The sequence below is a fragment of the Leminorella richardii genome (assembly GCF_900478135.1).
Taxonomy (GTDB): domain Bacteria; phylum Pseudomonadota; class Gammaproteobacteria; order Enterobacterales; family Enterobacteriaceae; genus Leminorella; species Leminorella richardii.
The window spans coordinates 2,927,637-2,940,840 of the sequence record NZ_LS483470.1; the positions used below are offsets into that span (position 1 = coordinate 2,927,637).

8 protein-coding genes are annotated in these 13,204 nt (G+C 54.2%); 2 read left to right on the forward strand and 6 right to left on the reverse strand.

Annotated elements, in window-relative coordinates:
* Positions 1-22: 22 nt before the first annotated feature.
* The 6 genes from DQM29_RS13455 to fdrA form a co-directional block, all read right to left on the reverse strand.
* Entirely contained in the window at positions 23-3,226 is a 3,204-nt protein-coding gene (locus DQM29_RS13455) for an autotransporter family protein (RefSeq protein ID WP_111741163.1), read from the reverse strand.
* Positions 3,217-3,750: an autotransporter-associated beta strand repeat-containing protein gene (locus DQM29_RS13460; protein WP_111741164.1), complete on the reverse strand. Its 534-nt coding sequence runs from the start codon at positions 3,748-3,750 to the stop codon at positions 3,217-3,219. Before DQM29_RS13460 ends, DQM29_RS13455 begins: the two co-directional genes overlap by 10 nt.
* A complete protein-coding gene (locus tag DQM29_RS13465) occupies positions 3,726-5,795 on the reverse strand; it encodes an autotransporter-associated beta strand repeat-containing protein (RefSeq protein WP_111741165.1) in 2,070 nt (689 codons plus the stop codon). Before DQM29_RS13465 ends, DQM29_RS13460 begins: the two co-directional genes overlap by 25 nt.
* 238 nt (positions 5,796-6,033) lie before the next feature.
* Positions 6,034-6,939: a carbamate kinase gene (locus tag DQM29_RS13470; protein WP_111741166.1), complete on the reverse strand. Its 906-nt coding sequence runs from the start codon at positions 6,937-6,939 to the stop codon at positions 6,034-6,036.
* Between the two features lie 193 nt (positions 6,940-7,132).
* Complete coding sequence (locus DQM29_RS13475) at positions 7,133-8,398, reverse strand: YlbE family protein (RefSeq protein WP_111741167.1); 1,266 nt, start codon at positions 8,396-8,398, stop codon at positions 7,133-7,135.
* A 9-nt stretch (positions 8,399-8,407) separates the two neighbouring features.
* Positions 8,408-10,075: an acyl-CoA synthetase FdrA gene (gene fdrA / locus DQM29_RS13480; protein WP_111741168.1), complete on the reverse strand. Its 1,668-nt coding sequence runs from the start codon at positions 10,073-10,075 to the stop codon at positions 8,408-8,410.
* 463 nt (positions 10,076-10,538) lie between these two features.
* Between fdrA and allD the strand changes: the two genes are divergently transcribed.
* Positions 10,539-11,588: an ureidoglycolate dehydrogenase gene (gene allD, locus DQM29_RS13485; RefSeq protein WP_111741169.1), complete on the forward strand. Its 1,050-nt coding sequence runs from the start codon at positions 10,539-10,541 to the stop codon at positions 11,586-11,588.
* 358 nt (positions 11,589-11,946) lie between these two features.
* Entirely contained in the window at positions 11,947-13,110 is a 1,164-nt protein-coding gene (locus DQM29_RS13490; protein ID WP_232054965.1) for an MFS transporter, read from the forward strand.
* Positions 13,111-13,204 lie beyond the last annotated feature (94 nt).

The window sequence follows — 13,204 nt, forward strand, 5'->3', positions numbered from 1 at the left end:
TCGTCCCCCTGTACGATCTCTCCTAAAAACGATATTTTACCGCCAGAGCCACTGAGGTATCGCTGTATCCGTCATCACCCAGACGCTGGCCAATATTTCCCCAAACGTCCCATCGTGCATTCAATGCCCCTCTGACGCCGAGCCTCAGCTCTCCTACATTGCGTTCTCCCTGCTGGCGAACTTCTACACCGTCAAGCGTGACGGCTGTCGGCCTGCGGTTGTAAATCCAGTTAGCCTCTGCATAGGAAGTGAACCGCGCAGCATCTGCCTCGCCTCGACCGCGAAAGGAAAGCTCGACGCCAACGCGGGTTTGCAGTGCGCTGTTATTGCTGCTTTTAACCCAGGTACCACCCTCTTCCCGATGGTCGTCGGCCTTGATTCCGCTCCAGATCGCCTGCAGCTGTGGCGTTATCGCTAATTCGCCTGAAGCGCTTTCAGCGACAGCTTGACGATAGCCGGACTCCATTGAGGCACTGTAGCCATTAAGACGATACTGCTCATCGGACAGAGACTCACCGCTGACACTGGCCTTAAACCGGCTGTACTGCAGCCAGCCGTCAACATAGGCTCCGTCTTTCTCAACCGCATTCTGTCGCCAAGTGCCGTAGAACCCGGCGGAATAGCCGTTAAGGCTGCCCTTGGCATCATAGCCGCTCACGGCAGACCCCGTGCTGCTGGCAGCGTGACCGTAGCCCGCCATCAGGCCACCGGAAAAGCGCCCTTTATCGCCAGTCGGAAAGGCAAAAAGCTCATTACCGCCTTGAACCACATAGCGGTTAGTCTGTGTATGAAGCTGCCCTGAATCATCGCGAACTCGCGTATGGCCGCCCACCTGCCGTAGCCACATGCCGCCATTCTTTTCTCCCGTATCCCGCTCGGACAGGCGAAGAGCAAACAGCGCATTTGCAGCCGCGGCATTAGCCGCATAAATTCCCCCCTCAGGCCTAACCACGACATCTTGCTGATGAAACGTCGAACGTAGATACCAGTTGCCGTCGGCCTGAGTCGGCGTGCCCTGATAAAGAAAATAGTCATAGGCTCCCGCCACTGGGCGATTGGCGAGTGTGAAAACGCCGTCCGATTTGCCCGCCACTGACACAATTTGAATGCCGTTGACCGTTTGCCCGCCTTTACCACCGGAGTTATTCACCACTACCGACGTGCTGCCGCTGCTGTTTCCTGAAATCACCAGTTTGTCTGTCGCGGAGTTATCCCCTGCCAGCGCAGTACTCAATACTAGCGAACCGCCGTTACCTACATAGTTGCCCTTGACGATCAGGCGACTGTCGGGATTGACGCTCGCCATCAGCATCCGTCCGGCGTTATTCAAGTCGCCACCAACGGTAAAGCTACCGGTTTGCCGGTCGGCAAAGCCGGAAAGCGCATCCGCCACCGCAAGCGTACCTCGGTTGTTAACGCTGCCGTTTACCTGCCCGTAGCCGCCGAGCGTCGCGTCGCTCTCCACGTTGACCCGACGGCTGTCTAATGTGGTTTGAGGATGGCTGTCATCACCCACGATAAGCTGACCTTCGCTCACCGTCGTGTCTCCCCGGTAGGACTGGCTTTGATTAAACGTCAGCGAGCCAGCCCCTCTTTTATTGACTGCCCCCTCACCGCTGATAGCCTGATAAAACTGCACGTCATCGGCGCGGTTGAAGGTGAGCTGCCCCTGATTAACCACGTTTCCCGCCACGCTGCCGCTGTTACCGCCCGCGCCCAATTGCAGCTCGCCGCGCTGAATAGTCGTATCGCCGCTATAGGTATGATCGCCGGTAAAGATCAGCCGGCTGCTTCCCGCCTGTGTCACCTGGCCTCTGCCGCTAACTACGCCGCCATAGACCAAATCGTCACTGCGATCGAACACCAGCATCGCATCGTTAACGATATGCCCAACAACGCTACCCTTCGTGCCGCCGTTACCGAGCTGCAACACGCCTTCGGCAATGGTTGTTATTCCGGCAAAATGACTATCTCCACTCAGGATCAGCGTGCCGTCACCGGTTTTTCTCAACCCGCCTAGCCCGCTAATTTGCCCGGAAAACAGCGTCGTGCCGCCAGCGTTGTGCTGGGTCAGTTCGCTCTGCCCAAGGACAATCCGCCCTGCGCCGCTTAGCTGACGGACTAGCTGGTCAGCATCCCCCGTTACCAGCGCAGCCCCTTCGTCAATCCGAACGCCTCCGCTGGCGGCAATGGCGTTCTCGGCCTCCAGCTGTAAAATACCGCCCTGAATCAGAGTGCCGCCGGTGTACTGATTTTGTTTTGACAGCAGCAGCGTCCCTAGGCCGGCCTTGGTCAGCGATTTACCGTCCCATTCCGCTGCGTCATTAGCTGCAACGTCCAACAGCATCACGCCCAGATCGAAAAACTCTCGCTGACCGCTTAGCGTAAAGGTACCGTGTGCGTTTTCCGGCGTGCTGGTGTAGCCGTCGTACCACGTCAATGCCAGACCGATGTTATAGTTTTGCTGCTGTAAATCGACGTTGCTAGTAAAAGTGATGTAGTCCACAGGAGAGGTCGCACCTCCCATACTGATCGTCGAAAAGTCACCAGAAATATGCCCCGGTGAGGAAGTACCAATCACGTGAAATGTCGCCCTTCCCATATTAACCGGATCGCTGAGTGAGGACGAAGGGAGTGAAAAACCGCTTAGCGTAAAAGAAGACTCGCTGCCTAACACCGCCCTATCAGCACTAATAATCGGCTGAGAAACGCCGTTACTGCCGTCCGCGATGATGTTTAAGCTACCGTCCATGTTGAACTGACCGCCAACGTCCAGCCGGGCGAGTCCTTTTATTGCCATCGTTGCGTCGCTTTGGGTAGTGGCATCACCTATTACGGAGAAATTCCCCTGCTGAGCAAACGCTAGCTCTCCCTCATTGATCGCTAGGCTACCGACGGACGATCCTTCACCGGTCAATATGCCGACAGAACTTCCGTTCTGCTCCAGCACCCCGCTGCCGGAAAGGGTATTACGCATCACGCTGGGTTCAATAAAGTTAAGAGACAGCGTTGCGTTATTAGTGACGGTTCCATTCCCTAGCGCTTTACCGCTTCCGAGCTCAAGGATGCCGCCGTTGATAAGCGTTCCACCGCTGTAGTCGCTGCTGCCGGACAGCCTCAGCGTTTGAGCCCCCTCTTTAATCAAACGCCCCTGACCTGAAATTGCCCCTGCAAACAGCCCATCTGAATGGTTGGTCAGCGTTAGATCGGCAGCCCCTAAAGCCACCCGTCCGCTTCCGTCAGATTGCCGATTTTTTGAGAAAAGCCGTTCAGGTTGAGTGTGCCGCCTTCTCCCACAAATACGTCCGTCCCCTCAAGAGCGCCGCCAAAGGCGTTTTCCACACCGGTTTCCAGCGTCCCCTGCTGAATCAGCGTTGGGCCGCTGTAGGTGTTCACTCGAGACAGCAGCAGCGTCCCTTTACCCGCTTTAGTTAAGGTTTTTCCGTCCCAGTCGCTGGCAAAGACGCCGCTGCGATCCCCCAGTGAGATGTCGACGTTAAAACGATCGTTAACTCCCGCCAGAGTAAACGCGCCGTTGCCGCGTTGCTCATCGGCAAGCCATGTTAGTTCAAAGCCAACGTTATAGTCCTGCCCGCTGGCGCTCTTGCCGCCATACAGTAAAACGTAGTCAACGCTGCTGCTCGCGCCTCCTAGGCTGACGGAAGAGAAGTCGCCGCTAATACCCCCCGGCGTCGACGTATGAATTAGAGTGTACTGAGTTGACGTCAGCGCGCTGGCGCTGTTTGGCACATTCGGCCCAGCCCGGTGACGTTTAGCGCACCGCTTAGGCTGGCGCTGCCGACGCTGATTAACGGATCGGCACTGCCCAACGCCAGATTTAGCGTCGAATCGGCTTGTTGAGTGAAAACGCCGTTTACCCGCAGTGAAGCGCTGTCAGACAGGTGAGTCACCGCGCCAGAAGCGGTCGTGTAGTTGCCAAGAGCTGTAAACATGCCGCTTTGCGACAGCGCCAGCTCGCCCGCCGACACGTTCACGTTCTGCACGCTAGAACCGGTTGCCGCCAGCGACAGTGAGCCCGTTCCTTCCTTGGTGAATGTTCCGCTGCCGCTCAAAGTCCCTGTCAAAGTATTGTCAGACGCCGTTGTGATGGTGCCCCCTTGGCTACCCATCACCACATTGTGGTTCAGACTAAAAGCATTTAGCAGCGACAGCGTCGCGTTGGCATGGTTGAGCGTCACATCACCGGAGTCGCTTCCGAGGCTTTCACTGCGGCCTATCGCCAGTGTCCCTGCGTTAATCAAAGTGCCGCCGCTGTAGGTATTGATGCCTGTCAGGGTAATGGTGCCATCGCCGGTTTTCTCCAGCGAATAGCCGTGGCCACCGTCGCCGATGGCGCCGCTGATGCTTCCCTTATAGTCGGAAAAAACCGCCGTTACCCGCGCGTCATCCAGTAAGGTCACAGGGCCGCTGACCTCTGCATTACTGTCGAGGCGCAGCGCTCCCAGTCGCCCAAAGCCGGGGTCGTCCCATCCCTGCCCTTTAATAAACAGCGGGCTGCTGAACTTCGCCGCACTGCCAAACCACAGCGTGCTGTTGTTCTCAACGACAATGTGCGACAGCGGCGTAGGATTGGACGATGCAATACGCAAACGAACGTTGTTGCCAAGCACGATATTGCCGGTAAATTGGTTATTGTTATTGCTGAATGAATAGTAAGACTGACCGGACACCCCTGTGCCCTTAAACAGCAGAATGCCGTTTCCCGTAAGGGTATTGCTAAGATCCAACGCGCCGTCAGAGCGAAAAACGGACAGTATACCGTCAAGATGAACGTGAGACTGCTGCAAGTCCCCGCGCGTTCCACCGTTACCTATCTGAAGCTCCGCTCCGCTGGCAATCTCGGTTGTGCCGCCATTAGCGTTAAGGTTACCCGCCAGTATCAGTTTTCCATCTTCAATGGACAGAGAAGGCGAACTTCCCTGCACCATAGCGATATCGCCAAGAAGCGCCCAAGTTTGCCCGCTCATGGTTAGTGAGGAAAACCCGCTAATATTGCTGTTCAGTATGCCAGCGCCCTTCAACAAGAGTGCATTTCCAACACCTGAACTTTGCACGCTCCCTACCAGCGAGGTACCTTCATCCAATATCAATATGTTGTTATCGCCATGGATATCAATCGCCGTTCCACTTGTGCCTTCAATCGCCCCTAGGTTGGTCAGCGTATGGCCGTCGCTGAGCATTCTTACGCCAACGTCACCGACAATAGTGCCACCGTACTGATTGGTAAAGTGGGACGCCGAGGCCGTCGAGACCGAAATCCCCGCGTCAATGCCCTCTATGCGCCCGGCGTTGTAAAGCGTATAGGTGCCGGAAGAGAACGAAACGCCGGTATTGCCCATAATGACGCCCGCCGCCTGATTGACTAGCGTCCCGCCGTTGAGCATCTCAACGCCTACACCGCTGACGCCCTGAATACGACCGCTGTTAGTGATGTAAGCACCGCCGTCCAACGCTGACGTCAAACGAATACCGTCAACGGCGGCGGTAATATTACCCTGAACGTTCAGTATCCAGTTCTGCGAGCCGTCAGCCTCAATACCGTTTCCCGAGGCAGACTGAATAGCGCTGCCGTTCGGCAGAATAAAGTCGGACTCTCCCGGCGCCAGCGCCTGAAGCACAACCGCTGATGAGGAAGAGGGAATTGTGGTTTCAGCCTGCGCCAAAGAACCAAGTAAACCGACAGCACTCATCCCAATCCCTAAAACAACCCTCTTGTAGTTAGTCGAGGTTTGTTCACGACTTGCCGATGCGTTCACGCAATAGTAGCCCTTCATGCTCGATCCCAAAGATAGGAAGACCCTATAGAAAGCCTAGATATAAATACGTGATTTTCAAACGCCGACGTATAAAAAATCTTTTTAATCAATGATAACGACTCTCTTTCTCGCTCAAACCTCACGCCGCGACTGACGCGATAAAAAACGTCAGGAGAACAGAATAAAGGGCAATAAAAAACGACCGCTGAATCCATCAGCGGTCGTTTTACATCAAGCTCTGGGAAAAGAACCCTAGCTATGCCAGCCTTATACAGGTTCCCTTTTCTTCCCTGACGATATCCAGCGCGTCTTTCAGTGCGCCGATAAACGCCTTCTTACCGGTTTTTTCCACAAACGAAATCGCCGCCTCAGCCTTTGGCCCCATCGCGCCGTCCGGCGCGGCAAACGGCCGCAGCTCGTCGGGAGTAACCTGACGCAGCGCCCTAGCCTGCGGCGTGCCCCAGTCCTGATAGACTGCATCGGCATCCGTCAGGATCATCAGATATTCAGCATCAAGCTCACAGGCCAGCAGAGAAGCCACTGAATCTTTATCGATCACTGCCTCAACGCCGCGATAGCCTCTATCGCTTTCAACCATAGGAACACCTCCCCCACCGCAGCAGATAACGATATGGCGCTTTTCCAGCAGCAGCTCAATTGCTTCCCTGTCCTGAATGCTTTTTGGCGCGGGAGAAGGCACCACACGACGCAGATAGCTGCCGTCAAGCTTCATCTGCCAGCCATACTGGCGTTCAAGCTCCTGTTGACGCTCAGGGCTATAAACCGGACCGATATACTTGCTGGGCGAACAGAATGCAGGGTCATTCTTGTCCACCAGCACTCGCGTCAGTATGGTTGAAACGGGAAGCCCATTGACGTTTTGTGACAGCTGCTGAGACAGCATGTAGCCGATCATGCCCTGACTTTCTGCCCCTAAAATGTCGAGAGGATAAGACGGTACCTCCTCATACGCCAGATTTTGTAGCGCCAGCAGCCCAACCTGAGGTCCATTACCGTGCACAATCACAATGCGGTAGTGTTCGGCCAGCGTGTCTATCGCCGCGGCTATTTTCGCGATGCTCTTATACTGATTGTCGGCGGAGAGCACGTCTCCGCGCTGGAGTAACGCATTACCCCCTAGGGCGATCACTAATGTTTTCATTGGCATACTCTTCTCTTAAGTCCGTTTCGTCATAGAACATTCGCCGGCTATCCCGCAGTATGCTGTACCGGCGCGGTACATAGACCGAAGGCAAAAAGAAAAGGAAGGCGCGGCCTTCGCCTTCCTTTATCGTCTATCGTCATATTTGCGCTTCCCCCTACAGCCGGGGGAAGCGCTTATCGTGAGTGCGTCGCTAGGCTTTGATGTCCATCTTCTCAGCCAGCGCCTCTAGCGCCTTTTCAAAGCAGGCCAGAGGTGCGCGCACAGTACCTGCGCCGATCTGACCAACGCCCGCTTCGCGGTGGGCAATGCCGGTGTTGATCAGTGGTGTAATGCCGGTTTCCACAACGCGAAGCACGTCCAGACCGATACAGGCGCCCTGGAAGTCCCAGGTAGGGATTTGCATCATTCCGTTACGCTCAAGGTAGATTTCACCCATTTCTTCGGTCACTTCCAGCGCAGCGCTGATACCGCCACCTGCGCCAACAAAGCGGGTAACGCCCGGTGCGGCAACCATCGCTGCGCCGCCAACGCCAAAGGTTTCCGTAATGGCACTGTCGCCAATATCAGGGTTAGCATCGGCCTGGCTGTAGCCGGTAAAGAACAGCCCTTCCGGTGTGTTCACCGGAGCGGTAAACCAGCGATCGCCCATGCCGCTCACTCGGATACCGAAGTTTTCACCGTTACGAGTCATCACCGTCACAATGCTGCCCGCTTCGATCTGCGCACCAGCATCCATGGCGGCTTTGCAGTAGGCCATTGCAAGGTTGAGGAAGAACTGATCCGTGACGCTTAGGAACTGCATCACTTCTGCCAGCTGATCTTTCTCACGTTTGAGCAGAGTAATTTTCGGTGCCAGCACGCGCATCAGCAGGGCTGAAGCGGCAATGTTTCGCTGGTGGAACTCATCACCCATGGTGATAGCCTGTGCCATCACTGCGGTAAGATCGATGCCGCCTTCAATCGCCTGTAGCGCTTCGCTCAGGGTCGGCGCCAGAGTGTCACGCATCCAGCGCAGACGCGCCTGCACTTCCTCGTTATAGGCGCCAAAGCGCATGACCTTGCCGATACCTTCGTTCAGGTTGCAGTAGGCACGGTTGCCGTGCACCTTGTTTTCAATCACCAGCATCGGCATATTTGCTGAGGTAATGCCTCCCATTGGCCCAACAGCATCCACGCTGTGACATGGGAAAAACTCTACGCCGCCGCCGTCCAGCAGGCTCAGCGCCTCTTCTTTAGTCTTCGCCCAGCCTTCAAACAGGCAGGCGCTAATGCAGGCGCCGCGTACTGGGCCGCTCATCGCCTGCCACGTTACCGGAGGCCCGGCGTGGAGAAGCCTGCGCCCCTCTTGAAGCACGGGAATAACCTGCTTTGCCGGTTTGACGTCTAGCCAGTGTGGGCGAGCTTCTTTAATGCGCTCGATGACCGCTGCGTTAGCTTCTTGAATAGATGCGTACATAAGGACCTCTTATTGCATTTGTTTTAATAGGTTAGCCAGCTTCCGGTTGCCGCCTGCGATAGGGGCCCACTGGTAGTGCACAACGGGTACGCCCGCTGACTGAAGATCTTCAGCAAAGCTGCGCAACCCAGCGTTAATCACCGCCACGGAGTTGAGCAGCGAAGCGGGTTCTCCGAGAGAGACCGTCTGACGCGCCTCAATAAGCCCGTGACTCAGCATGACGGCTTCCGGCAGCGTATCGACTACGGCAATGCCCGCAGCCCGCAGCGCGTCGATCTGTACGGACCTCACCTGAGGATCCTGTTCGGTACCGGTGACTGTCGCGATAACGGCAAGAGGATTAGCCTCGCCCCGGCGGTCGCGCGCCTTGTTGACGGCCTCTATCAGAGAGCCGGTAGGCTCTGCCTGCGCACCGTAACCAATCACCACGTCCAGCAGAAGAACGCCGACGTCAGGGCGATTCGACAGGTTGACGATTTCCTGATTGCGGGTTGAAGGGTCGATCATCGGATGCGGCTTACCTTGGGTATAGAAGTCGTCCCCTAGGTCGATGATGCTGTGACCATCGGCATTGAGCATGGTGCCGCGCTCGTGTTTACTGTCGATCTCAGCGCCGAGGCGCTCGGCCAGCATCATAGCGACCTCAACTGCCAGCGTGCCCCCGGTGTAAAGCCCGGCAATCTTCTTACCGGTGACAGTCGGCAGGCTTTCTGCACACTCTTGGACTCGTGCCAGAGCCGCTGCCAGACGCGCAGCTTCATCCAGCGAGCTCGCCAGATAGACGTTTCCGTCCCTCGCTTGGCTATGCTTGACGCCTAAAAATAGGGTAACGATGGGCTTATTAATTTGCTTCATTGCGCTGAACACACGCTGGCGCACCTCTTCAGCAGGCGGCTTAGACACAAACAGCAGCACCTTGCTTTTCTCGTCTCGCGCCAGCATGTCCAGCGCGGTCAGCGCGCTGATCCCGCCCACGTCAGCGGAGAGGTCTCTACCGCCTAGGCCGATAGCGTGGCTAATGCCCTGCCCCGCCAGCGCAATCTGTGACGCCAGCTCCTGAATACCGGTACCGGAGGCGCCGATAATGCCAATCCGCCCTTCCGGCAGAACGTTGGCAAAAGCCAGCGGCGCGTTGGCTATCATCGCCGTACCGCAGTCAGGGCCCATGACAATAAGCCCCTTATCCCGCGCCTTGGTTTTTAGCGCCACTTCTTGCTCGACAGAGACGTTGTCAGAGAAGATCATCACGCTTTTCCCGCTGTCCAGTGCGGTATCCGCCAGCTCGGCAGCATACTCACCGGCGATGGAGATCAGCAGCAGATTAGCATCCGGTAGCTTCTGCTCAGCGCTTTGCCAGCGGCGCGCTTTTAACAGAGATTTCCCACCCTGTTGCCCCTTGGCAATAGCCGCCAGCGCTTCGTCCAACTGCTCGCCGACATACTCTGTCAGCGAGCCGTCAGCGCCTTCCGCCTTAATGGCGACGCAGATATCGTTTGGCGTCGCTTCGTTGAACATCTCGTGCCAGAACCCGGTATTGGTTAACAGCGACTTGTTGGCCGGCGTTCCCATCATGATGGAAACCTCGTCAACGCGAGGAAGCTCGCTCAACTTCCGGGAAATCAGCATCAGGCTGACGGAATCCTGAAAGCTGCCCTTTTTTATGAAAGCATGGATCATAGATAGGCCCTTTAACGTAAACAAAAAAATGAACCCAATATTTTCTTAATACGTTACCCAGATAGACAAAATAGGATATGGCTTTTACTTTTAATTAATGTTCTCTCATTACCCGTGCTTTATAAGCATAATGAAAATACCTAAAAAATGAAAACCAATGACGCATTAGAAAATTTAAACCAGCAATAGCTCAATAGGCTGGCTAAAAAGCTATATAAAAAAGATGTCCATCAAAGTGAGAGAGGTCACATTTCTATTATTATAAAAAAAATGTATCAAATCAGCAGGCAATTATTTAATTAGTCATGAATAACCCTATTTATTAAGTTATTTTGATAATCAAACATTCATTTAATGAATTTTTTTTCGAATTCCGTAACACCAATGTCGATCACATTATTTCACTTTAATTATCGCAATTATCGGCACAGCGTTATTTACCCTGCGAAAGGATGACACCTAAATGAAAATGACTCGAGAAAGGCTTCATCAGCTCATAAAAAACAAGATTGCCGCCGCTGGTCTTTCGCTCGAACACGCTGATATCGTTGCTGACGTTCTCGTTCACGCTGACGCCCGAGGCATTCATTCTCACGGCGCGGTGCGCGTAGAGTACTATGCAGAACGCATCAGCAAAGGCGGCACCAACCGCGACCCTCGCTTTACGTTTGAAACAACCGGTCCGTGCAGCGGCATTTTTGACGGCGACAACGGCGCTGGTCACGTCGCGGCAAAGCTCGCGATGGAACACGCTATTGATATCGCGAGCGAACAAGGCGTCGCCATTGTCGGTGCCCGCCGGATTGGCCACAGCGGCTCGCTGTCCTACTACGTTCAGCAGGCGGCTAAAGCAGGGCTTATCGGCATTTCAGTCTGTCAGTCCGATCCGATGGTGGTTCCCTTCGGCGGCGCTGACGTTTACTTTGGCACCAACCCCATAGCCTTCGCCGCGCCGGGAAACGGCGACGACGTTATCACATTTGACATGGCCACCACCGTTCAGGCCTGGGGAAAAATCCTCGATGCACGCTCCCGCGGCGTCGCAATCCCCGACACCTGGGCTGTAGACGATCGGGGTGTTGCCACCACCGACCCTATGTTGGTTAAAGGACTGCTGCCCGCGGCAGGCCCCAAAGGCTATGGCCTGATGATGATGATTGACGTGCTCTCCGGCATGCTGCTTGGCCTTCCCTTTGGCAAACACGTGAGTTCGATGTACCACGATCTTTCTCAAGGGCGAGAGCTGGGGCAGCTACACATCGTCATCAATCCGGCGTTCTTTACCTCTCGCGACCTGTTTTGCAGCAGCGTCAGTCAAATGATGGTAGAGCTAAACGCCATAGCGCCCGCCCCCGGCACTGAAAAAGTGCTTTATCCGGGCCAAAACTGCGACATAGCCGAGCGGGAAAGCAACCTCCACGGTATCGATATTGTTGACGAAATATATCAGTACCTGATTTCTGATTCGCTGTATGAACATTCTTACGACTGCAAAGATCCGTTTGCGTCCTAGTACACAGCGCTGATGAAGCCGTTGCTCGAAAATAGAAAAGTGTGCGATAGCCTTTCCAGAAATAGAACTATTCCAAATGACTTAGTTTCATCAATGGAAAATACAGGCTCCGCATAGAAAGAATAGCGTAAACACTGTTTATTGGCCGCTAAGGAATATATAGCAGAGTCATTAAACGCTATCGAAATGACTAAATATCCTTTAGTGTGGGGGATACAAACGCCAATAAAAAATGAAAGATCGGATTTGCCTTTCGAAAAAATTAAAAAATAGTGTGGTTAGTTAAAAATTGTTGAGGATTCATTATGGATAACGAAGTAAAAAAGAGCTATTTCCCTACTGGGTTAGACTCGTCATCATATTCTTTCTTGGCTGGATTGCCATTTATGCGGGTCGTTCTGTATTAAACCCAATTATGCCCCACATTCAGGCTGAATTTGGGTTATCAAAAGGCAACCTAGGACTGATAAGCAGCCTATTTTTCTTGACCTATACGGCGCTTCAAATCCCTGCGGGTATTTACGGTGATAAAGTTGGCCGCAAAAAAATCATGGTTCCCGGCTTTATGCTGTTTGCGGCGTTTATTGCTTCCGTCAGCATCTCTCCGAGCTTTATGATTTTCATCATTTTGTGGATGATGACCGGCGCGGCTCAAGGCGCCTACTATGGCCCGCAGTACGCTCTGTCTTCCGAAGCCATTCCCAAAAAGTGGATCACTCTGGGCAGTGCGGTGATCGGCAGCGGCATGTCGTTCGGTATTGCGCTTGGCTACTATCTGTCCAGTACCATGGTGGACAGCTTCCACACCTCGTGGAAAATGCCATTCTTAGCCATTTCCATTCCCATTTTTATCGTTGCCCTGCTGATGCTGTTCTTCATTCGTGAGAACGCAAATCCAAAAGATCCCAAGGCGGCTACCACAGCCAAAAGCGACTTCCGCTTTATGGATCTGTTCAAGAATCGCAACCTGATCATGGCCTATATCACCATTTTCTGTTCGATTTACGGCTTCTTCGTCATCATCACCTGGCTGCCCTACTACCTACAAAAAGAGCGCGGCATGGACATCGTTCACGCCTCCAATATCGCCTCTATCGTACCGTGGATTTCCATTATCGGTACGTTGCTGTGTAGCTATGTGTCCGACAAGCTGGGCCGCAGAAAACCGGTCGTGCTGTTTATGATGCCGCTGTCTCTGCTGGCTATCTTCGGTATCGTCTATTCCAGCTCTGAAGCTGTGCTGATCGCGGTGCTTATCCTGTACGGCTTTATCGGCAAAATCAGCCTTAACCCTGTACTGGTCGCCCTCGTTGCCGACAACGCACCGAGATCGGCACTGAGTACCGCCTTTGGCCTATATAACTTCTTCGGCATGGCGGCATCGATCTTCGCCCCAGTCATCACCGGCTTTATCGCCGACAGCACAGGTAGCCTGAACGCCGGCTTCTACTTTGCTGCGGTAGTGACCGTCGTCGGCATTATCGCCATGCTGTTTGTTAAAGAAGGGGAAAAGCAGGCCTAATAGGCTGTTAACCCTGTCTTGGAGTAGGTTCGAAAACATGATGTCCTTCGAATCTACTCCAGCGACAAACTCACGGGTCGTTCCTCAAGGTGAT

Bases quoted from the DNA above. Each gene is read 5' to 3' on its own strand.
- DQM29_RS13475 (WP_111741167.1), bottom strand. From the start codon at position 8,398: ATGTACGCATCTATTCAAGAAGCTAACGCAGCGGTCATCGAGCGCATT.
- fdrA (WP_111741168.1), bottom strand. From the start codon at position 10,075: ATGATCCATGCTTTCATAAAAAAGGGCAGCTTTCAGGATTCCGTCAGC.
- DQM29_RS13465 (WP_111741165.1), bottom strand. From the start codon at position 5,795: ATGAAGGGCTACTATTGCGTGAACGCATCGGCAAGTCGTGAACAAACC.
- DQM29_RS13470 (WP_111741166.1), bottom strand. From the start codon at position 6,939: ATGAAAACATTAGTGATCGCCCTAGGGGGTAATGCGTTACTCCAGCGC.
- allD (WP_111741169.1), top strand. From the start codon at position 10,539: ATGAAAATGACTCGAGAAAGGCTTCATCAGCTCATAAAAAACAAGATT.